The 22,560-nt window shown below is 64.6% G+C and carries 17 protein-coding genes; 12 read left to right on the forward strand and 5 right to left on the reverse strand.

The window, feature by feature from the left end:
- Positions 1-11: 11 nt before the first annotated feature.
- Positions 12-1,592 carry a PQQ-dependent sugar dehydrogenase gene (locus tag AQZ49_RS05455; RefSeq protein ID WP_231738892.1) on the reverse strand — a complete coding sequence of 527 codons (1,581 nt, stop codon included), beginning with the start codon at positions 1,590-1,592 and terminating at the stop codon, positions 12-14.
- 221 nt (positions 1,593-1,813) lie between these two features.
- The gene (locus AQZ49_RS05460; protein ID WP_067613771.1) at positions 1,814-2,530 is read right to left on the reverse strand and encodes a FadR/GntR family transcriptional regulator; all 717 of its coding nucleotides are present in this window, start codon (positions 2,528-2,530) and stop codon (positions 1,814-1,816) included.
- A gap of 145 nt (positions 2,531-2,675) precedes the next feature.
- On the opposite strand from AQZ49_RS05460, the gene AQZ49_RS05465 reads away from it, so the two are divergent.
- From AQZ49_RS05465 to AQZ49_RS05520, 12 genes are all read left to right on the forward strand, one after another.
- Complete coding sequence (locus AQZ49_RS05465) at positions 2,676-3,956, forward strand: MFS transporter (RefSeq protein ID WP_082701549.1); 1,281 nt, start codon at positions 2,676-2,678, stop codon at positions 3,954-3,956.
- 47 nt (positions 3,957-4,003) lie between these two features.
- Positions 4,004-5,131 (forward strand): L-rhamnonate dehydratase, encoded by a 1,128-nt coding sequence (locus tag AQZ49_RS05470; RefSeq protein WP_304438451.1) that lies wholly within the window; start codon positions 4,004-4,006, stop codon positions 5,129-5,131.
- The gene (locus tag AQZ49_RS05475; RefSeq protein ID WP_231738895.1) at positions 5,131-6,000 is read left to right on the forward strand and encodes an NAD(P)-dependent oxidoreductase; all 870 of its coding nucleotides are present in this window, start codon (positions 5,131-5,133) and stop codon (positions 5,998-6,000) included. The genes AQZ49_RS05470 and AQZ49_RS05475 overlap by 1 nt, the downstream gene beginning before the upstream one ends.
- Before the next feature lie 96 nt (positions 6,001-6,096).
- Positions 6,097-7,800, forward strand: coding sequence for a GH39 family glycosyl hydrolase (locus tag AQZ49_RS05480; protein WP_067613775.1), 1,704 nt, complete (start codon positions 6,097-6,099; stop codon positions 7,798-7,800).
- 233 nt (positions 7,801-8,033) lie between these two features.
- Positions 8,034-9,122 (forward strand): glycoside hydrolase family 43 protein, encoded by a 1,089-nt coding sequence (locus AQZ49_RS05485; RefSeq protein ID WP_067613777.1) that lies wholly within the window; start codon positions 8,034-8,036, stop codon positions 9,120-9,122.
- A 4-nt stretch (positions 9,123-9,126) separates the two neighbouring features.
- Entirely contained in the window at positions 9,127-10,581 is a 1,455-nt protein-coding gene (gene xylB / locus AQZ49_RS05490; protein WP_067613779.1) for a xylulokinase, read from the forward strand.
- A gap of 2 nt (positions 10,582-10,583) precedes the next feature.
- Positions 10,584-11,891, forward strand: a complete 1,308-nt coding sequence (xylA, locus tag AQZ49_RS05495; protein ID WP_067613781.1) for a xylose isomerase — start codon at positions 10,584-10,586, stop codon at positions 11,889-11,891.
- Between the two features lie 86 nt (positions 11,892-11,977).
- On the forward strand, positions 11,978-12,676 hold the full coding sequence (locus AQZ49_RS05500; RefSeq protein ID WP_156428153.1) for an acetylxylan esterase: 699 nt from the start codon (positions 11,978-11,980) through the stop codon (positions 12,674-12,676).
- Between the two features lie 47 nt (positions 12,677-12,723).
- Positions 12,724-14,169: a family 43 glycosylhydrolase gene (locus AQZ49_RS05505; protein ID WP_067613783.1), complete on the forward strand. Its 1,446-nt coding sequence runs from the start codon at positions 12,724-12,726 to the stop codon at positions 14,167-14,169.
- A complete protein-coding gene (locus AQZ49_RS05510) occupies positions 14,166-16,808 on the forward strand; it encodes a glycoside hydrolase family 31 protein (protein WP_156428154.1) in 2,643 nt (880 codons plus the stop codon). The genes AQZ49_RS05505 and AQZ49_RS05510 overlap by 4 nt, the downstream gene beginning before the upstream one ends.
- An 87-nt stretch (positions 16,809-16,895) precedes the next feature.
- Positions 16,896-17,639, forward strand: a complete 744-nt coding sequence (locus AQZ49_RS05515) for a FadR/GntR family transcriptional regulator (RefSeq protein ID WP_067614256.1) — start codon at positions 16,896-16,898, stop codon at positions 17,637-17,639.
- 148 nt (positions 17,640-17,787) lie between these two features.
- Positions 17,788-19,068 (forward strand): sugar MFS transporter, encoded by a 1,281-nt coding sequence (locus tag AQZ49_RS05520; RefSeq protein ID WP_067613785.1) that lies wholly within the window; start codon positions 17,788-17,790, stop codon positions 19,066-19,068.
- A gap of 4 nt (positions 19,069-19,072) precedes the next feature.
- On the opposite strand, the gene AQZ49_RS05525 is transcribed toward AQZ49_RS05520, so the two are convergent.
- The 3 genes from AQZ49_RS05525 to AQZ49_RS05535 are packed head-to-tail and all read right to left on the reverse strand — an operon-like array spanning position 19,073 to position 22,557.
- A complete protein-coding gene (locus AQZ49_RS05525; RefSeq protein WP_067613787.1) occupies positions 19,073-20,002 on the reverse strand; it encodes a Gfo/Idh/MocA family protein in 930 nt (309 codons plus the stop codon).
- A gap of 3 nt (positions 20,003-20,005) precedes the next feature.
- A complete protein-coding gene (gene araD1 / locus AQZ49_RS05530) occupies positions 20,006-20,986 on the reverse strand; it encodes an AraD1 family protein (protein ID WP_067613789.1) in 981 nt (326 codons plus the stop codon).
- Positions 20,983-22,557 (reverse strand): aldehyde dehydrogenase (NADP(+)), encoded by a 1,575-nt coding sequence (locus AQZ49_RS05535; RefSeq protein WP_067613790.1) that lies wholly within the window; start codon positions 22,555-22,557, stop codon positions 20,983-20,985. Before AQZ49_RS05535 ends, araD1 begins: the two co-directional genes overlap by 4 nt.
- Positions 22,558-22,560: the final 3 nt, after the last annotated feature.

Below are 22,560 nucleotides of genomic sequence, written 5' to 3' on the forward strand. Positions count from 1 at the left end.
CGTCGCCACCTTTATGGCGCGCCGCCGTGGCCGACCGACCAGACATAGGCCGTCAGCGCATCCAGTTGGGCCGCATCCAGCCGAACGCCGCCAAAGGCAGGCATCGGCGCGGCAAAGTTTTTGGGCCGCGGCACGCCGCTGACAATCACCGCCCTGATCCCGGCGAGATCCCCCTTGCTCCACAGCCAATCGCGATTGGCCAGTCGGGGCCCGACCGGCGTTCCTTGCGCACGTGCGCCATGGCACCCCGCGCAGGGCGCGCCTGCGACCTCACCGTTGTAGAGGCGCCGACCCTGGGCGACCATTGCGGAGGTGACGCCGGCGGGCAGCGCAACCGGATGCCCGGTCGGCTCGGGCGCGGGCACACGCAAGGATTCAGGAGCAGGTCCTTGCGCTGCGGCAATGGCAGCGTCGGCATTGCCGCGATAGGTGATTTTCCAAATACGCCCCTGCTTGTCATCGCTGATATAAAGCGCACCATCCGGCCCTGTCGCCAGACCGGTCGGACGATAGCGCGCATCGCCCGACGCCTTGTTCGGCCCGGCAAAACCATCGGCAAAGACGACGAACGGACCCGATGCGAGTCCTTGCGTCAGCGGCTGGAAGACAACATTGAATCCATCCTGTGGGCCGGGTGCGCGGTTCCACGAACCATGAAACGCGATGAACGCGCCGCCACGATAGGCCGAAGGGAATTGCCGCCCGTCATAGAGTGCCAAGGCGTTGGGCGCCCAATGCGCCGGAAACGCCGCCACCGGGGCCTTGCGCCGAGCACAGACGCCGATCGCGCGTCCGCCGTCACCGTTGTATTCGGGTGCCAGCACGAGCCGATGCCGGCCCGGATCAAAATAGCACTCGGGCCAGCCGAAATCGTCGCCGCCTTGCACATCCAGCAATTCTTCGGCGGGCAGATTCTGCCCCTGGTCCGGCGTATAAAGCGTACCCCAGTTTTCAAACAACTGATCGCGACCGTGCTGGGTTGCAAACACATGGTCCTGCGGATCAAGCGCCAGCCCAACGGCGTTGCGGATACCACTGGCATAACGGGCGCCGGGTGCAAACACCTGCCCCATCCGATCGGCGCGATACCGCCAGATGCCGGCACGCAGCGCCTTTTCCGCGCAGGGCACTTGCCCCGGCGATCCGGCCTGCCGGTTGTCGCGCTGGCAGGCATTTGTTGCGCTGCCCGAATTTACAAACAAGGTGCCGTCGCGCGTGATCACGATCGAATGCGAGTGATGGTCGCCATGGGTCGGCAGGCCGGACAACACCACATCGCCGCGCACGCGCCGCGACGCCAGCACGTCGGCAAGACGATAGCGCAGGATCCGGCTGCCATCTTCGAGAAAGACGTGCTGTTTGTACAGCGCGATGCCGGTTCCGCCCAAGCCGCCCGCCAACGGCCGCGTAATCCGGTCAGCGACGCCGTCGCCATCGACATCGCGCATGACGATCAGCCCGGCCGGTGATCGGTCCTGCGCTTCATTGCCCTTTTGGCTGTTGGCATAGACCGTGCCGTCGGCATCCACCACAAGATGCCGCGCATGCCCCAGATGATCGGCAAACACCGTCGCGCAAAATCCCGGCGGCAAGGCCAGTCCTGCTGCATTGCCCGAGGGACATCGGGCACCAGACTTCGCGCGGAGCTGTTGGTGCGGACCAGCAGCGGCGTGACCGGCAACCAATGCAACCGCGCCAGCCAACACGACAAGGACAGGGCGTACCATGAAAGAGACTCCGCGCGGCCCCTGGGACCTTTGACGGGTCTGTGTAATCTAGTATGACAAATAAGGTCAAGCCGACTATTGCCGGGCTAGACAATGCCCGCATCGCGTGACGCGTTCAGGATCAACGCATGCATCGCGTCGCGCGCGCGGTCACCGTCTTGCTGCACAATGGCCTCGAACACGCAGTCATGATCGGGCATGGGGTCGCGATCGACCCCACGCTCTTCACGCGACAGTTGCGTCGTCCAATCGATCACCGCCGCAATCGACGCGCTGATCGATATCAGCGTGGCATTGCGCGTCGACACCAGAATCAGGTTGTGAAATGCCCGGTCTTCGGCGCGGCCATCGGCATTGCGCAACCCCAGCTTGCGCATTTCCTGCAACGCGTGGCCCATCGCGGCAACATCGGATGCCGAACGCCGCATCGCGGCAAGGGATGCGGCGTAAGGTTCGACAGCCATACGCAATTCAAAAAAATCCTGAATGAATTTCCGCGAAACGCCGGTCTCGAAGATCCATGCAATCACGTCGAGATCAAGCATGCTCCAATAGGCCTGGGCATTGACCCGCGTCCCGCTCTTGGTGCGACTGTACACCAGACCTTTGCCCGCCAACAATCGGATCGCTTCACGATAGGCAGTGCGGGAAACCCCGGTTTCAGCGCTGTAGCGTTCTTCCGCGACGAGCGGTTCGCCGGGCAGCAACTGGCCTGAAACAATCGTCTTGCCAATTTCGCGGGCAAGCGTTTCGTGCACGGCATTCGATCGTCGAAGGCCGGGAAAGATCGGGGGCGATGCCATGAATTCGTGTGGCGCGGCTGGCCAGTGGCGTCAAGACCCGCGGCCCTCGTACCACTGGCCGGCGCCTCCGAATGGCGGTTTACAAAAGCGTGCGGCGCGCTAAATTGGTACGAGTAATTATTCGAAAAGGCACAGCAGCGCACCCATGGCGACCGCGTTTCAGCAGGTGCGACACTGTCCGAACATCCGGGCGCGATGGGTGGTGGCGCTGGCCGTTTCGGGGGCCATGGCGATCAGCTATTGCGACCGGCAGGCCTTTCCCTGGGCGGTCAGGCTGATCGCGGCCGACATTCCTTTCGGCAACGAGACCAAGGCCACGCTCGATACGGCCTTCCTTGCCACTTACGGCCTGATGTATCTCGGCGGCGGATGGCTGCTCGACAGACTGGGCACGCAACGCGGCTTTCTGGTGATCATGACGTTCTGGTCGCTCGCCTGCGCCAGCCAGGGACTGGCACTGGGCCTGGTCACCCTGGGTATCAGCAGGCTGCTGCTGGGCGCGGGTGAAGGCGGCGGTTTTCCGGCGGCGACGCGGGTCGTGGCAGAATGGTTCGACCAGCATGACCGCTCCACCGCGATGGGACTGGTCAATGCCGGAACTGCGATCGGCGCGGTATTGGCCCCCGCGCTGATCGGCGCGATTGTCAGCAACGGCAACGCCTGGGGCTTGGCCGCATGGCGGTGGGTGTTTTTTGCGACAGGGGCCATGGGTCTGGCCTGGGCGCTGTGCTGGCTGGTTGGATATCATGCCCCGGCGCTGGCCACGGCATGCGATGACAATGCTGTCGGGCCAGTCGTCACGCTTGGCGATCTGGTCCGCCATCGTGCCGTGCGCGGGATATTCCTGGCCAAGTTTCTGAGCGACGGGGCCTGGTATTTCTATCTGTTCTGGTTGCCCAAATATCTGTTTGAAATGCATGGACTCGATCTTGGCCATGCAGTTGCCCTGGGATGGATTCCTTATGCGGCCGCCGGGCTGGGCAGCGTCGGCGGCGGCTGGCTGTCGGCACGGCTGCTACGCCGTGGCCGGTCACTGGGATTTGCCCGCAAATTCGCACTGGGATTGAGCGCCGCCTGCATGCCCTGGGTCATGTTCGCGCCGGCCTGTCATGCGGTCTGGCCGGTGATTGCGTTGTTCAGCCTTGCTTTTTTTGGCCAGCAAAGCTGGTCGACGCTGCTCATGACCCTGCCCGCCGACCTGGTGCCGGTTTCCGGACTTGGGCGGCTTGCCGGGCTGGTTGGGCTGGGGGGCGCCTTTGGCGGCATTGTCGTCGGGCAGATCGCCGGGCGCGCGCTGGATACCGGGCTTGGTTACACGCCCGTGCTGGCGGTTGCCGCGCTGCTTCACCCCCTCGCCTTCGTCCTTGTCTGTCGGGAAATTCCCGACCTTCGCAAACTTGATTTCAACACAAGAGCCTTGTCATGAAAATAACCGGGATACGCACGCGTGTGGTGCAATGGCGTGGCAAAACGGTGCCACTGCCACCGCATTTCTGCACCAATCCGATGGACCTGATCGCCCCGCTGCTAAAGCCCGACACGATGGGCACATTCACCTTTCACGGCTGGCTGATCATCGAGATCTTCACCGATCAGGGTCTGGTCGGGATCGGCAACGCGGCGCTTGCACCGCTGGTCACCAAGCACTTGATCGACCAGTATCTCGCCCCGCTGCTGATCGGGCAGAACCCGTGGGATACCGAATTCCTGTGGCAAACCATGTACCGGCAGACCATGGCGTTTGGCCGCAAGGGCGTGGCCATGGTCGCGATTTCGGCCATCGACATCGCCCTGTGGGATCTGATGGGCAAGGCTGCACGGCAACCGTGCTATCGGTTGATGGGCGGGCGCACCAAAGTCCGCATCCCGGTCTATGCCAGCCGCCTTTACGCCACCCCGCTCGACGAACTGGCCGCAGAGGCGGCGCGGTACAAGGCGCAAGGCTATCAGGCGATGAAACTGCGGTTCGGCTGGGGCCCGAACGACGGCGCAGCGGGCATGGAACGCAATATCGCGCTGGTGCGGACGGTACGCGAAACGGTGGGCGATGCGATCGACATCATGGCCGATGCCTATATGGGCTGGAATCTCGACTATGCGAAACGGATGATGCGCCTGATCGAGCCGTTCAACCTGCGCTGGCTGGAAGAGGCGATTATCCCCGACGACATCCACGGCTATAACGAGCTGCGCCGGTTTGGCAGCACGCCGATTGCGGCGGGTGAGCACGAATTCACCAGCTACGGATTTCGCCAGTTGATCGAGGCACGCGCGCTCGACTACTTTCAGTTCGATACCAACCGCGTCGGCGGCCTGACCGCGGCACGCAAGATCCAGGCGGTGGCCGAGGCATTTTCCATTCCGGTCGTGCCGCACGCCGGGCAGATGCACAATTATCACGTGGTGATGGCCAGCCTCAATTCCCCGATCGCGGAGTTCTTTCCGCCGGTCGAAGTAGAAGTCGGCAACGAACTGTTCTGGTACATTTTCAAGGGCGAGCCCAAACCCGTCGACGGCTATATCGAGCTGGACGATGCCATCCCCGGCCTGGGGCTGGAAATTGACGAAACCGCCCTTCAACAATTCGAGGTGATCGGCTGATGACCATGAAGATCGCATTGCTCGGCACGGGGACCATGGGCGCCGGCATGGCGCGCAGGCTGCTGGGCGCCGGGTTCGCGCTGACCGTGTGGAACCGCTCACCCGCACGCGCCGCGCCGCTTGGCGAAATCGGCGCAACGCTGGCCTCCAGCCCGGCCGACGCGGCCACCGGCGCCGATTGCGTGATTGCCATGCTGGCCGACAACACCGCATCGAAGGATGCCTGGTTGGGGCCGCAGGGCGCGCTGGGGGCCATGGCGCCCGGCACTGTCGCGATCGAATGCAGCACGCTTGATTGTGACTGGGTCGGCACGCTGGCGCACGCGATGGCCGATGCCGCGATCAATTTCGTCGAGGCCCCCGTTACCGGCAGCAAGGTCCAGGCTGAAAGTGGCACGCTGCGGTTTCTGGTCGGCAGCGATCAAACCAGCCTCGATCTTGCGCGACCGGTGCTCGATGGCATGGGCAACGCCATTATCCACCTCGGCCCGGTGGGCAGCGGCGCCGTGCTCAAGCTGGCCAACAATTTCCTGGCCGGGCTACAGGCCGCAGCCTTCGCCGAAGCGCTTGCCCTGATCGAGGCGAAGGGGCTGGACCGGGAACGCGCCACCGGGGTTCTGCGCGCCGGGGCACCGGGCAGCCCGATGGTCGGCCTGATGGCCGACCGGATGCTGGCAGACGACTTTGAACCCAATTTTCTGGTTCCGCTGATGATCAAGGATCTGGGCTATGCCGAACACTTGCTGGCGTCTGCGGGCATCAATTCGGCGCTCGTGCGGGCGGCGCGCGCACGTTTTGATGATGCGGTGGCGGCAGGTCTGGGTGATCGCGACATTTCGGCGGTGATCGTGCCGCTGCGCGCGGGCTAAAGCCGATCGTTCCGCGCTGCGGCGCGCTTTACCGTGAAATGCTGTTCGGGAGTGGATCACCATGCTGACGTTCCATGGCTGGCTGGGCAGACCGTGATGCTGCTGCCCCTGCTCGCCGCCGCGCTTACGGTGCCCGCGCCCATCGCCACCGGCGACCAAAACCCGCGCACCGATACCCACGGCCAGGCCCCGGCCTCGATCGCGGTGCATATCGCGGTCGATGCCGCGCAGGATCAGGGACCGGTTGTGCCGATATGGCGATTTTTCGGGGCTGACGAGCCCAATTACGCGACGATGAAAGACGGGCGCCAGACGCTTGCCGCGCTGGGCGCGCTGGCACCCGATCAGGTCTATTTCCGGGCGCACAACCTGCTGACATCCGGCGATGGCACGCCTGCGCTGAAATGGGGATCGACCAACGCCTATACCGAAGATGCGCAGGGCCATCCGGTCTATGACTGGACCATCGTCGATCGCATTTTCGACACCTATCGCGCCCGTGGTGTGAAGCCCTACGTCGAAGTCGGGTTCATGCCGGAGGCGCTGTCGCGCCAACCGCAACCCTATCAGCACGATTTTCGCCCCGGCAGTGGAGCGTTGCGGACCGGATGGGCCTTCCCGCCCAAAGACTATGCCAAATGGAGCGAACTGGTGTTCCGGTGGGTATCGCATCTGGTCCAGCGCTATGGCGCGGACGACGTGCGAAGCTGGTATTTCGAGACCTGGAACGAGGCCAATCTGCCGCAATACTATTGGGGCGGGACCGAGCGCGAATTTTATGCCCTGCATGATGCGACCGTTGCCGCGGTGCGCCGGGCATTGCCCGACGCGCGTGTGGGTGGTCCCGATTTTGCCGGCACCGGTGACGACAGTCTTGGCCGATTTCTGGAACACGTCCGGTTGACCCATACGCCCGACGATTTCATTTCGTTTCACGCCAAGGGCGCCCCTGCGTTCATTCCCGACGACGGTGATCCGGCGCGCGGCCATGTCCGTATGGGCATTGCCACCCACCTTGCAGTCGCCGACCATGCATTCGCCCAGATCGCGGCCGACCCTGCGTTGCACGGGCTGCCGGTCGTCATCGGCGAATCCGATCCCGAAGGCTGTGCCGCATGCCAGGGCCCGGCCAATGCCTATCGCAACGGCACTGTCTATTCCAGCTATACGGCGGCGGTGTTCCCCCGGTTGCAGGCGCTCGCCCGTCAGCGCGGGGTCAATCTGGATGGCGTGCTGACCTGGGCCTTCGAATACGAGGACCAGCCCTATTTTGCAGGGTTCCGCCAGTTGACCTCGGCCGGGATCGACTTGCCGGTGCTCAATGTCTTTCGCCTGTTTTCCAGAATGAGCGGCCGGCAGATTGCCGCCCGATCCGATCACCAGATCGCGCTGGGTGACATAGTGGCGCACGGGGTGCGCGGCCCGGCCGACATCGGAAGTGTCGCAACACTCGACAAGGGCAAACTGGCGATCCTGGTGTGGCATTATCACGATGATGATCTGCCCGGCCCCGGTGCCACGGTGCAAATCGACATCGCGGGCCTGCCCGCCGCATTCGCCCACGCGGGACGGATGACGCATTATCAGATCGATGGCGATCATGCGAACAGCTATGCCGCGTGGCTGGCGATGGGATCGCCCCTGGCCCCCAGCGACGCACAACGGGCAAGCATCATGGAGCATGCGCGCCTGGTACCCCTGCCGGATCGGGACGCCGAGATCGCCGAACATGACGGCGCCCGCCGGATTTCCTTTGTGTTGCCGCGTCAGGGCGTTGCGCTGTTCATCCTGCAGCCCTGAGCGGGCGACGGCATGTGCGGACAGCCGGTCACGGTCGTTTGAGATACCCCATCATTCATCAGACTTTTTTGTATCGGACCCGGTCGAGAGACAAAATTCCCCCTTGCGTCGGCAGGCGCAATCGTCGATTGCTGTCAGGTGAAGTTAGCGCTATCACCGGCATGGCCTGGACGGCGAAGCGACACGACAGGCAAGTGATAAGACGAACACGTGATAAGACGAGGGTGTCGAGGATGAAGGCGGGATTGCTCTTTGTGTGCGCGGCGGGCGCGCTTTGCGGCGATGTGGCCGTGGCCCAGAACACGGCCGGCGCACCGCCCAGCGCATTTCGCGATCAGCCGCTGGTCACCAGCATCTATACCGCCGATCCTTCGGCGCATGTGTTCGGTGGCAAGATCTATGTCTATCCCTCGCACGACGTGCCCACCGCCACGCCCGACGATGATCTGGGCAACGAATATGCCATGCATGATTACCGCGTACTGCGCATTGACCGGATCGGCGGCAAAGTTACGGTTGGCGGTGTTGCGCTCGATGTAAAGGATGTGCCCTGGGCGTCAAAGCAGGTGTGGGCACCCGATGCGGCCTATCGCAACGGCACCTATTACCTCTATTTCCCGGCGCGCGACAAACACCTCGACAAGAACGGCTTGGGCACGTTCCGCATTGGTGTTGCCACCTCGAAAAATCCGATGGGGCCGTTCAAGGCCGAGCCCAAACCGATTGCCGGCAGTTTCTCGATGGACCCGGCGGTGTTCACCGACACCGATGGTCAGACTTATATGTATTTCGGCGGCATCTGGGGCGGTCAGTTGCAACGCTGGGCCACAGGCCATTTCGACCCCAACGGATCGGATACCGATTTGTTGCAGGACAACCAGCCCGCACTGTCGGGCAAAGTTGTCCGCATGGGCGCCGACATGAAGAGCTTTGCCGAAAAGCCGCGCGACGCAATCATTCTGGATGAAAACGGCAAGCCGGTGCTTGGCGGGGATCATGAACGACGTTTCTTTGAAGCATCGTGGATGTTCAAGCGCAAGGGAACGTATTATTATACCTATTCGACCGGTGACACGCATTTCCTGAATTATGCCACCGGTACCAGCCCCTATGGCCCGTTCACCTATCGTGGCCACATCCTGAAGCCCGTGCAGGGCTGGACCACGCACCAGTCGATCGTGCGCGCCCAGGGCAAGTGGTGGCTGTTCTATGCCGACACCCAGCTTTCCAACCGCAATCACTTGCGCAACGTCAAGATGACCGAGCTGACCTTCAACGCCGATGGCACGATCCAGACCATCGATCCGATGAAGGCGCATTGAGGCGATGTTCCTGGGAATCGATGTAGGCACAAGCGGTGTCAAGGCGGTCATCACCTCGAACGATGGCCATGTCGTGGCGCAATGCAGCGCCGCGCTGTCGGTGTCGCGACCGCATGATCTGTGGTCCGAACAGGCGGCGGATGATTGGGTAGAGGCCACCCACCACGCGGTTCTGGGGCTGGATGCCCACCTTCGCCGTGCGGTTTCCGGCGTGGGCCTGGCCGGGCAGATGCATGGCGCAACTTTGTTGGGCGACGATGATCGTCCACTGCGCCCGGCGATCCTGTGGAACGACGGACGCAGCCATGCGCAATGCGCCGCGCTCGAAACGGCCGAGCCAGCCACCCGTGCGATCACCGGCAATATCGCGATGCCCGGCTTTACCGCGCCCAAATTGCTGTGGGTGCGCGACAACGAGCCAGAGGTGTTTGCCGCGATCCGCACGGTGCTGTTGCCAAAGGATTATGTGCGCCTGGCGCTGACCGGCGACAAGGCCTCCGACATGTCGGACAGCGCGGGCACGCTGTGGCTCGATGTTGCGGCGCGCGCCTGGTCACCGGCGATGCTGGCGGCCACCGGGCTGGACGTCGCGCAGATGCCCCGGCTTTACGAAGGCCCCGAAGTGACGGGCACTCTGCTGCCCGCGATCGCCAGCCGCTGGGGCATGGAACGCGTGCCGGTGGTGGCGGGCGCGGGCGACAACGCCGCCGGTGCGTTGGGGGTTGGCGTGACCGGCGAAGGCCAGGGCATGTTGTCGCTGGGCACCTCTGGCGTGATCTTTGTGGCGGGCAATGCGTTCCGCCCCAATCCGGCACGTGCGGTGCATGCGTTCTGCCACGCCCTGCCGGGGATGTGGCACCAGATGAGCGTCCACTTGTCGGCCGCATCGTGCATCGATTGGGCCGCCGCGGTGTGCCAGGTGCCGGGCCCGGCCGAATTCTTCGCGCTGGCCGAAAGCGCCGGGCCGGTGGCCGGGCCGGAACTGTTCCTGCCCTATCTGTCGGGCGAGCGCACGCCGCACAACGATCCCCATGTGCGCGCCGCGTTCCTGGGCATGAGCAACGAGACAACCACGCGCCAGCTTGCCGCGGCGGTTCTGGAAGGCGTGGCATTCGCCCATGCCGACGGCATCGCGGCGCTGCGCGAAGCCGGCACGCAGATCGACGAACTGGCAGTAATCGGTGGCGGATCGCGCTCGCTGCACTGGGGGCACATCCTGTCGAGCGCGCTTGGCGTACGCCTGCTCTATCTCGAAGGCGGGGAAATCGGGCCCGCGCTTGGCGCGGCGCATCTGGCCCGCATGGGCGTGACCGGCGGCAATGCGCGCGACGTGTGCATCAGACCGGCGGTGCGCGCCACGCTCGAACCCGACCCCGTACTGGCCGCCAGACTTGCCCCCAAACAGGAACGGTTCCGGCGTGCCTATCAGGCATTGCAACACACCCAGGAGATCCATTGATCATGTCTGCTGATTATTTCGCCGAATTCGAAACCGTCCGCTATCAGGGTCCGGAGGCGACCAGCGACCTGGCCTATCGCTGGTACGACAAGGACCGCGTGGTGTTCGGCAAGCGCATGGAAGATTACCTGCGCTTTGCGGTGTGTTTCTGGCACACGTTCTGCTGGCCCGGCAGCGATGTGTTCGGCGCCGGTACGTTTGAGCGCCCGTGGCTGTTGATTCCGCAGGACGAAACCGCCGCGCGTGCCAAGCGCGAGGCCGCGCTGTCGTTTGTCGAAAAGCTCGATCTGCCGTTCTATTGTTTTCACGATGTCGACGTGATGGCGCCGGCCGACAGCATCGGCGATTTCCGCAAGAGCTTTGCCCGCGCCGTCGATCATCTGGAGGAATTGCAGGCCCGCCACAAGCGCAAGCTGCTGTGGGGCACCGCCAACCTGTTTGGCCACCCGCGCTATATGGCAGGCGCCGCCACCAGCCCGTTCCCCGAAGTCTATGCCTGGGCCGCCAGCCAGGTACGCGATGCGCTGGAGGCAACGCACCGTCTGGGTGGTGAAAACTATGTGTTGTGGGGCGGCCGCGAAGGCTATGACACCATTCTCAACACCGATCTGGCGGTCGAACAGGAAAATTTCGGACGGTTCCTGTCGCTGGTGGTCGAACACAAGCACAAGATCGGCTTTACCGGCACGATCCTGATCGAACCCAAGCCGCACGAACCGACCAAGCACCAGTATGATTTCGACACCCAGTCGGTCTATGCCTTTCTCAAGCGGTTCGGGCTTGAAGGCGAAGTGCGCGTCAATATCGAGGCCAACCACGCCACTCTGTCGGGCCACACGTTCGAACACGAGATTGCCATGGCGCGTGCGCTGGGCATTTTCGGGTCGATCGACGCCAACCGGGGCGATCCGCAGAACGGCTGGGACACCGACCAGTTCCCCAATTCAGTGGAAGAACTGACCCTGGCGTTGATCGAAATCGAACGCGCGGGCGGGTTCACCACCGGCGGCTTCAATTTCGATGCAAAAGTGCGCCGTCAGTCGACCGATGCGGCCGACTTGTTCCACGGCCATATCGGCGGGGTCGATGTGGTCGCCCATGCGCTGCTGCGCGCCGAAGCGATCATCAAGGATGGTCAACTCGATGCGTTTCGCAGCCAGCGCTATGCCGGTTGGCAGGCCGACCTCGGCCAGAAAATCCGCACCAGCGATCTTGCCGCGATCGCCGATCTGGCGGTGGCCGAAGACCTGGCTCCAAAAGCGGCGTCCGGGCGCCAGGAATGGCTGGAAAATCTGATCAACCGGTTCTGATCATGCCGATCGGCGGCAGGCCACGGATCGCGTCGCCTGCCGCCGAAGCGGGAAGGCGGAGTTGTGTTTCCTGGAGGGGATCTATCGTGACAATCCTGCCATCACGGCTGGCCGGCGCACTTGCCGCCACCACATTTGCGATCGGGATCGCGCAAGGCGCACATGCCCAGCCGATCGCAGACCTGTCGCCCTATTTCACGCCTGCGACCAACGCTGTCGCCACGCCCGACGAGGATGGCTTCATTCGCCGCTGGCTGGTGCTGGAGCCGATCGCCAAGCCCAACCGCACAAACCAGGGTTTCACCCGGGACTATGTGCGCAATGCCTTGGCCACCGCCCTGCCCGACGGGCTGGACAGGACATTGCCGCGCGATGGCCAGACCATCCATCAAAACGGCGCCGCGTTACAGTGGCATGCGCTCGATGCCAGCCTGTTCGATGTCAAACTGTTCAACGTTGCCCAGAGCCTGGGCAAGCCGACATATGGCGTCATCTTCTGGGTGACCACGGTGATCAATGCCGACCACGACATTGCCGATGCCCATCTGGCGGTCGGGTCGAATTCGGCGTCGATCTGGTGGTTCAACGGGGTCGAGACCTCCGGTCTGTATGGCGACCGGCGCATGGTGATGGACGATGTCGTCTCGCCGCGCGTGACCTTGCGCAAAGGCCGCAATGTGCTGCGCGGGGCAGTGATCAATGGTCCCGGGCTCAGCGATTTCTGCGTCAGGTTTGTCGATGATGCCGGTGTTCCGATCAAGGCACTGACAATTACGGCGCGCTGACCTGCCCCCTTTTTCTGCCAGCATCGATTTCATTGAGAGGCGTGATCATGAAGGCATTCCTGCCCGCACTCGGCCTTGCCGCAGCCCTGATGTCCGGTCCCGCCCGTGCGGGTGATCAACTGGCGGGCGAACCCTATATCCACGACCCGTCGACAATCACGTTCTCGGATGGCGCCTATTACACGTTCGGCACCGGCAAGGGCGGGCTGGTATCGAAGGACGGCTGGACCTGGCATCGCGGCGGCGAGCGTCCGGGCGGCGGTGTGGCGCCAGACGTGATCAAGATCGGCGATCGTTATTATGTTGCCTATGCGGTGGGCGGCGGCGGCATGAACGGCGGCCATGCCAGCAATGTGCGGATCATGTGGACCCATTCGCTGGACCCGGCCTCACCCGATTTCGGCTATCACGATGTGGGCACCGTAGCATCGAGCGACGGGACCGAGGATTGCGACGCGATCGACCCGGCCTTTCTCTATGTCAAAGGCCACTGGTGGCTGAGCTATGGCACCTATTTCGGCTATATCCGCATGGTCGAGCTTGATCCGGCGACGGGGCAGCGACTGGCCGGCAACACACCGGTCAACATCGCCATCGATCTGGAAGCCACCGCGCTGATGTACCGCGACGGATGGTATTATCTGCTGGGCACGCAAGGCACCTGCTGCGACGGGCCGAATTCGACCTACAACATCCGCGTCGGCCGTTCGCGCGATCCGCTCGGCCCCTATGTCGACAATTTCGGGGTTCCCATGCTCAAGGGCGGGGGCAAACTGGTGTGGGGCGCCCATGGCCGGGGCTATGGCGCCGGGCATTTCGGCCTGGTCGATCTGGGCGACGGGGTGCAGAAATTCTCGTTCCACTATGAATCCGACATGGACCGTTCGGGTCGCAGCGTGCTGGCGATCCAGCCGCTGCTGTGGAACGATGGATGGCCGGTGGGCAGCGAAAACCTGCGCCCCGGCACCTACGAGATCCAGTCCGAACGCGGCGGTGCGCTGGAACTGGCGGTCGATGCGCCCCGTTTGCCGTTCGATTGGCGTCGGAGCGGCTTCATGGCGCCCGATGGCCCGGTTGCCCACCTGCCCGACCAGACGCTGGCGGAAAACCAGGCAAGCTGGCCCGCCGGGCCGATCGCAGTCGACATGGGCGCCTATATGGTGCGGCCGCACCAGCATTGGACGATCACCCCGGTCGATGGCGCGGGCGGCTATTTCGGCACGCCCTATGTCAAGATCACCGTGGCCGGGACCGACCGCGCGCTGGCCACCACCGCGCAGGGCGAAATCACCACGGTACCGGCATTTACCGGCGCGCCCGACCAATTGTGGCGGCTCGACCAGTTGACCGATGGCACTTATCGCATCGTGCCGCGCGCGATGCCTGCCGAGGTTACGCCCCTCGCCCTGACCGCGGTTGGCCGCAGCACGGTACGGCTGGCGCGCTTCAATCCCGACAGCGCCGCCGCACGCTGGACCGTCCATCTGCCATGATCGGCGCGCACCGGCGGCAGGTGTTGCAGGGCGGTTGCTCGCTGCTGGCACTGGCCGCCGGTCGCTTCGCGCTGGCGCGGCCGACGCCTGTGCCGGTGGTTTCCCTTCCCGTCCGCGAAGGCGTCCTGTCGGTCACCACCCTGGGGGATCGCGCCTTTCGCATCCGCATTGCACCGCCTGGACCGCCCGAGCCGGTCAGCCCGCTGCTGGGGCCTGCCCCCCCGCACGTCGAAGCGCGCGTAATCCGCGAGGCGGCGACCACCCGCGTGGTGTTACCCCATGGCGCCTGCGTGATCGACGATCGGCACGGCGCCGTGACATTTGTCGACGCGACAGGGCGGCAGGTGCTGCACGAAACGCCCGGCAGCCGTGCGTTGCAGCCAGGCGATCTGCATGGTTGGCGCACGTTGCGGGCGGAACAGGGCTTTGATCTTGGCCCCGGGGAACACCTGCTGGGCACCGGCTGCTTTCAGGATGGCTATCTGGATATTGCCGGGTTGCCGCGCCGCCTATGCCAGGTCAACACCCAGATCAGCCTGCCGTTCGTCGTGTCGACCAAGGGCTATGGCCTGTTGTGGCACAACACCGGGCTGACCGACATCAATCGCCCCGCAGGCACGATCGACCTGGTGCGGCGCGAAACCGGCGCGGCCCATACCGACGATGTGACCACCGCGCATGGCAACGCGCGGATCGAACGGCGCGAGGCGGTCTGGGCCGGCGCCTTTACCACCGTCGAAGACACCGATCATGCGTTCCAGCTTGATCTGGGGCGCAAGATGACCTCGCGCTATCACGTCACAATTGACGGCAACGTGCTGGTTGATCATGCCAATCAATGGCTGCCGGCAAGCACCGGGTTTATCGCCAGACTTTCGCCCGGATCGCATCGGGTTGAAATCCGCTGCGAAGATCTCGATCAACCGCGCTTGCGGTTCGGCCCCAAAGGCAGCTCTACCACCTGGGCCTCACCGGTCGCCGACGGCATCGACTATATTGTCATCCTGGGCGATCGGCCCGCCGCGATCATGGCGGGACTGCGCCAGTTGCTGGGCGGATATGCGATGATGCCGGTCTGGTCGCTGGGCTATATCCATTGCCGGGAGCGGTTCCATTCCGCCCAGGAAATCCTGGAAACCGCCCGCGAATTCCGCCGCCGGCGATTGCCCTGCGACATGATCGTGCAGGACTGGCAATACTGGGGGCACCACGGCTGGAACGCCATGCGCTTCGATGAAGCGGCTTATCCCGACCCCGCCGCGATGATCGGTGCGCTGCACGCGATGGACATGCGCTTCATGCTGTCGGTCTGGGCCAAAGTGTCGCGCGACAGCGAATTGGGACAGGCCATCGCCACGCACGATTTTTTCATTCCCGACACCGACTGGGTCGATTTTTTCAACCCCGCCGCTGCCCGGTTCTATGGCCAGGCCCAGGCCGCGCGCCTGGGATCGCTGGGGGTGGACGCCTGGTGGCAGGATGCGACCGAGCCGGAAAACGACGATCTTGAAGGGCGCCAGGTCCATGCCGCGCAGGGCGGGCGGGAACCGGGGGAGATCCGGCGCAACATCTTTCCGCTGGCCGTGACGCAGGCCGTCTACACCGCGCAACGCCAGGCGCGTGCCGACGTTCGCACCATGATCCTGACCCGCAGCGCGGCGCCGGGCCAACAGCGCTATCCCGCCGCGACATGGTCGGGCGACATCGGCCATGACTGGGAAACGCTGCGCCGCCAGATCCCGGCCGGGCTCAACATGGCGGCGGCGGGCTATCCGTGGTGGACGGTCGATGCGGGCGGTTTTTTTCGCCCCGGCGCCAGCCAGTATACCGATCCAGCCTATCGCGAACGGTTCCTGCGCTGGTTCCAGTTTGCCACGTTCCTGCCGTTGCTGCGCGTGCATGGGTATCAGACCGACACCGAATTCTGGCGCTTTGGCGAAGAAGTCGAACAGATCGCCCGCCAGTATCTCGACCTGCGCTATCGCCTGCTGCCCTATATCTACACCCTTGCGACCGATGCCAGCCTTGACGGCATGCCCCTGATCCGGCCCCTCGCCTTCGACTTTGGCGACGATGCGCAGGCGCTGCGGCAAAGCCACGCCTATATGTTCGGCCCGGCGCTGCATGTTGCCCCGGTTGTGGCGCCCGACGTGCGCCAATGGCCGGTCTATCTGCCGCACAATCCGGGCGGATGGTACGATTTCTGGACAGGCCAGCGGCGCGACGGCGGGCAATCGCATATGGTCGACACGCCGCTCGACCGGATCGCCCTGCATGTGCGGGCGGGCGCGATCGTGCCGATGGGACCAGCCCGGCAATCGACCGTCGGGGCCCTGGGCGGCGATCTCGACATCCTTGTCTGGCCGGGCCGTGATGGCACCGCCCATGTCTGGGAAGATGATGGCCTGTCATATGGTTACGAGCACGGAGAGCGTTCGCGTATCGATCTGGCGTGGGACGATGCGCGCGGCGAACTGACCATTGCGGCGCGCCAGGGCGCCTGGACGACGATGCCTGCCGCGCGCCGTCTGACGGTGAACTGGGGCCATACAGGGACGCAACACCCCGTTACGCGACAGTCCTCGGGTCATGCCATGACCATCCGCCTGGAACCGGTGGGTCCGCCAACAAGGGAATAGTCTGATCAATTCCCGCGTGCGGACCCGTCTGGACAAGGTCCGAAAAACCGCCTTAGGCTGCATCAGGCGATGCAGGGGATTTATCGGGTGAGTCAAAAGCCGGTCCAAGACTATCATTCGTCAGAGCTATTCGACAAGGCGCTGCGCCTGCACGGGTCGATCGCGCGCGACCTGGGCATTGCCATCGTCACCGGACGACACCCGCCCGGATCGGTGCTGTCGAGCGAGGTTGACTTCGCCGAACGCCATCACGTGTCGCGTACCGCCTATCGCGAGGCGGTGCGCATTCTGGCCGCCAAAGGCCTGGTGGAAAGCCGCCCCAAGGCGGGCACCCGCATCAACGACCCATCACGCTGGCATATTCTCGATCCCGATGTGCTGGCCTGGACGTTCGAGGGCGAGCCGAGCCACGCCTTCATCAACGACTTGTTCGAACTGCGTCTCGTGCTCGAACCTGCCGCCGCGGAACTCGCCGCCAAACGCCGCACGGGTGAACATCTGGCGCAGATGGGCCATGCGCTTGAGGAAATGGCCCGTCATGGCCTGGCCACGCACGAAGGCCAGTCGGCCGACCAGGCCTTTCATGCAACCCTGCTCAAGGCCACCCACAACGCGTCGCTGAATTCGCTGGCGAGCACCATTTCGGCGGCGGTGCGCTGGACCACCATCTACAAACAGCGCAAGCGCAAGCTGCCGCGCGATCCGGTGCCCGATCACCGCGTGCTGTTCGATGCCGTCGCCAATGGTGACGGCCCGGCTGCGCGGGCGGCGATGAGCAATCTGATCGAACTGGCACTGGCCGATATCGGGTCCCCGCTGGAAAACGAATGAGCCCCACGCCGGCGCGAATTTGACTGCTTTTTGAATCAAATTCTCAAGGCATCAGCGTGGATTTTCGGCAGATACGCCTGAAAAGCCGGGCTTGACCGACGACCATCGTCCGATTAACTCGTACTTATAATCTACGAGAGGACTTGTTGTGGCCGCGCCGACTTTCACTTCCGCCACCGGCGGGTCACCGGCACCCGTGCGAACCCACACCGGTTCGCTGGCGCTGCTGGCCAGCCTGTTCTTCATGTGGGGGTTCATTACCGTCATCAACAACACGTTGCTGCCGCATCTGCGCAACGTGTTCCAGCTTGACTATACGCGCACCACGCTGATCGAATCAGTGTGGTTCGTTGCCTATTTCGTAGCCTCGATCCCGGCCGCCCTGCTGATCGAACGGATCGGCTATCGGCGCTCGATCGTGGTCGGATTGCTGATCATGGCGGCGGGATCGCTGGGCATGATTGTCGCGGCGCGCCTGCCCAGTTATCCGGTAACGCTGGCATCGCTGTTTGTCGTGGCGTGCGGCATCGCGCTGTTGCAAGTCGCGGCCAATCCTTTCGTCACCGCGCTTGGACCGCCGGAAACCGCCGAAAGCCGCCTGACCCTGGTACAGGCGTTCAACTCCACCGGCACCTGGCTGGCGCCCTTGTTCGGCGGCGTGCTGATCCTGTCGCGGACCCGGGGCGGCACCGCCGCAGCCGGGGCGCAGGCGCTGTCGCAGGCCGATCGCTATCGCGACGCGCTGGCGACCCAGTTGCCCTATGCGCTGGTGGCGGGCGTGCTGATCGCGCTGGCGGTGGTGTTTGCGCGCGCCCGTCTGGCCGAACCTGCGCCGATGCGTGCGGCCAATGGCCAGCGCGCCCGGCGTCGGGATCTGTTGCGCCACCGCAATCTGGTGTTCGGCGTACCGGCGATCTTCATTTATCTGATTGCCGAAATCGGCGTGGCCAACTTGTTCATCAATTTCGTGTCCCAGCCGGACATCGGCAATGTCAACCAGTCGACCGCGTCGCATTATCTGATGCTGCTGTGGGGCGGCATGGCGGTCGGGCGCTTTGCGGGCAGTTACCTGATGCGCCATGCCAGGGGCGATCACGTGCTGGCCGGATTTGCGCTGGCGGCGTTCGCGGTGATGGTCGGCGCGGCGGTGCTGCATGGTCCGGCGGCGATGTGGGCGCTGATCCTGGTCGGATTGTGCCATTCGATCATGTTCCCGACGATCTTCACTTTGGGTATCAAGGGCCTCGGCCCGCTGACCGAAGAAGGCGCGGGGCTGTTGATCATGGCCATTTCGGGTGGCGCGCTGGTGGTGGTTCAGGGGCGGCTGGCCGATGTTTATGGTTTGCAGACAAGCTTCTGGCTGACCGCGGCGTGCGAGCTTTATGTGCTGTTCTATGCCGTGTGGGGATGCCGGGTTCAGCCGCGCTGAAGCGTCAGAAGTGGAACGCCGCCTCGCGCGTTGTGTGCCCCACCATCATCGCGTCGGCCACCAGCATCAGCGGGCCGATATCGAAATCGCTTCGCCCGGTATCGACCAGTTCGGCAAAGCGCCGGTAGAGGCGCGGGTATTCCTGCCCCTGTTCGACCGGCATCACCTCGCCATCGACCGACCAGCGATGCCCGCCCCGGCCAAGCTCGATCGTGCCGCGATCGGTGGCGATGATGATATCCCAGCGCGCCGTGCCGGCATGACGCATGTTGAGGTCAAGCCGCACCGGCACCGAGCCGTCGAAATGCATCATGACATCTGCGCGGATCGGCGCGCCGCGGTTTTCCGGCACGCCCAGCGCCGCCGATTGTACAGCCAGATGGCCCGGCAGAACCTTGGTCAGGATCGACAGCGCGTTGATTGCAGGATCGAACACCCCGAAACCGCCCGCTGCCAGCAACCAGTCCTGGCCCGGATGCCATTCGCGCACGTCTTCGTGCCAGATCACCTCGATCGCCTCGATGCGCCGGTCGGTCAGCATCGCGCGCACGGCATCGACGGGTGCGGTTTCGCGCGAATGCCACGCTGAAAATAGCGTCTGCCCACCGCTTGCCGCCAGCCTGGCCAGATGTTCGGCCTGTGACAGGGTGGCCGTTGGCGGCTTTTCGACCATCACTGCCAGCCCCGCCCGCAGCGCGACTATGGCGATCGGCGCGCGCACGCCCGGCGGGGTGCAGATGCTGACGGCATCGAGCGTCTCGTGCGCCAGCATGGCCTCGATCGAACTATAGGCCGCCGCGCCCTCGACATGGCCTTCAGGTGCGGCCGTGGCGACCAGATCGAACTGGCCCGATTGCGCGATGGCCGCCAAATGCTGATCGCGCACGATCTTGCCGATGCCGACAAGGCCCAGCCGCAAACGCCGTTGATCCATCGTTCAAAGCGCCTCGACTTGCACCAGCCCCGCGTCGGCGGCGCGCACCAGCGCGTTGGCCAGCGGCAGGACAAAGGCGTCTGCCGAGATCTCGAAAACATCGCCCGGGCGGGTGGCGATCCCGTCGGCGCATGACAGCGTGCTGGTGCCCAGAAAGTGCACATGGACCGCGCCGGGCCGTCGAAACAGCGCGTTCTTGAAGTGGTGGTGTTCGAGGTTGGCCAACGAATGGCTCATGTTGTCCTCGCCCGACAGGAACGGCTTTTCCCAGATCACCGATCCCTCGCGCCGGATGCGGCTGGTTCCGGCAACGCTGCGCGGCAAATCGCCCAGCAAAAGCTCGGGCGCCAGCGAAGCCTGGCGCAATTTGGAATGCGCCAGCCAAAGATAGTTTTCCCGCTCGGTCACGTGGTCGGAAAACTCGTTCCCCAGCGACCAGCCCAGGCGGTGGACCCGTGCATCGGGGCCGACCAGATATATTCCGGCGACTTCGGGTTCCTCTCCACCGTCTTGCGCAAAGGCGGGCATGTCGAACGGTTCGCCGCTGGCGCGCAGGATCGAACCATCGCCCTTGTAGAACCATTCCGGCTGAGCCCCGATCGCGCCCGGCACCGGCTTGCCGCCTTGCAACCCCGACAGGAACATCCGCATCGAATCGGTGGCCTGCCCGGCGGCGGCAGCCTTGTGCATCTTGTCGCGCCCTTCGGCACTGCCGAGATGGGTCAAGCCGGTTCCAGCCACCAGCACATGCGCGGGATCGGGATGGTCGATCGGCACGAGCAGCCGCACCGCAGCGGGATCGATCTGCGCCCCGGCCAGTTCGCCTGCCAGATCGGCCAGCGTGCAGCCGCGCGCGATGGCCTGGTGGGCCAGATCGAGCGTGGTGGAAACCCCGGTCAGCCGCCGGGCCCGACCCGATCGGTCAAGCGCGGCAACCCCGCGCCCGTCGGCATCGATGAACTGGATCAGCGAACGCACGGTCATGCCACGCTCCATGCGCCATCGACCCGGCGCGGCAGATTCCACGGATTGGCCCGCTGCAACGCCGCGGGCAACAGACCATCGGGCATCGCCTGATAACAGACCGGGCGCAGGAACCGGGCCATGGCCAGCGTGCCGACCGACGTGCTGCGCGCGTCGCTGGTGGCCGGGAACGGGCCGCCGTGCACCATCGCGTGGCACACTTCCACGCCGGTTGGCCAGCCATTGGCCAGCACGCGGCCAACGCGGTCGCGCAGGATCGGCAACAAAGTGGCCGCGATCGGCGCGTCTGGGTCGGCCATATGCAAGGTTGCGGTCAACTGGCCTTCAAGGTTTGCCAACAAGGCCGCCAGTTCCTCCCTGTCGCGCACGGCAACCACCACCGCACTGGCGCCGAACACTTCATGCGACAGCGCGGGGTTGGCGATGAAGTCGGCACCGGACACGCGGAACAGCGCGGCGGTGCAACTGGTCTGGCCGCCGGTCGGCCCGCTGCCCGCACGCGCCACAGCGGCGTGGCCGTCGAGGGCCGCGACGCCGCGCGCATAAGCCGCCGCGATGCCGGGCGTCAGCATGACTTGCGGCGCGACACCGGCCAGCGCCACGCTCGCCGCCTCGACAAAGCGGTCGAGATCGGGGCCATCAAAGCCGATCACCAGCCCGGGATTGGTGCACAACTGCCCTGCCCCCATCGTCAGCGACCCGACAAAGGCTTTGCCCAGATCCTGCGCCCGTTCGGCCAGCGCGGCGGGCAGCAGCACCACCGGATTGACCGCCGACAGCTCGGCATAGACCGGGATCGGCTCGGCACGCGCCTGGGCAATGGCCACCAGCGCAAGCCCGCCGGCGCGGCTGCCGGTAAAGCCCACAGCCTTGATCAGCGGATGCGCCACCAGTGCGGCGCCCAGCGCATTCGACAGTCCGGGCAGAAACGAGAACACGCCTTCGGGCATGTTGGTTGCCAGCCCCGCTGCCACGATCGCCCGCGCCACCAGTTCACCGGTGCCGGGGTGTGCCGGGTGCCCCTTGACGATCACCGGGCATCCCGCTGCCAGGGCAGAGGCAGTGTCACCACCGGCCACGCTGAACGCCAGCGGAAAATTCGAGGCGCCGAACACCGCAACCGGGCCCAGTGCGACATTCATCCGCCGGATATCCGCACGCGGCAAAGGCTGGCGATCGGGCAGAGCCGGATCGATGGTCACATCCAGCCAGTGGCCCGCGCGCAGTTCGGCGGCAAACAGTCGCAATTGTCCGACCGTGCGGCCACGTTCACCCTCCAGCCTGGCGCGCGGCAGGCCGGTTTCGGCCATCGCCGTTTCGATCAGCAGATCGCCGATAGCCAGAATATGGTCGGCCACGCTTTCCAGAAACGCGGCGCGCACAGCCGGAGCCAGATCGGCGAACGGTCCCGCTGCAGCGGCAGCAAGGCGCGCGGCATGATCGACATGGTCGGGCCCGGCTTCGCTGATCGGTGGGCCGAAACTGGCCCCGGTCGCCGGATTGACCGCCGTGAAAGTCGGCGCCTGCGCCTGCTCTGTCCTGCCGATGAGAATGGAACCGGTGATCGTCATAAG

It is taken from the genome of Novosphingobium sp. FSW06-99, from assembly GCF_001519065.1.
Taxonomy (GTDB): domain Bacteria; phylum Pseudomonadota; class Alphaproteobacteria; order Sphingomonadales; family Sphingomonadaceae; genus Novosphingobium.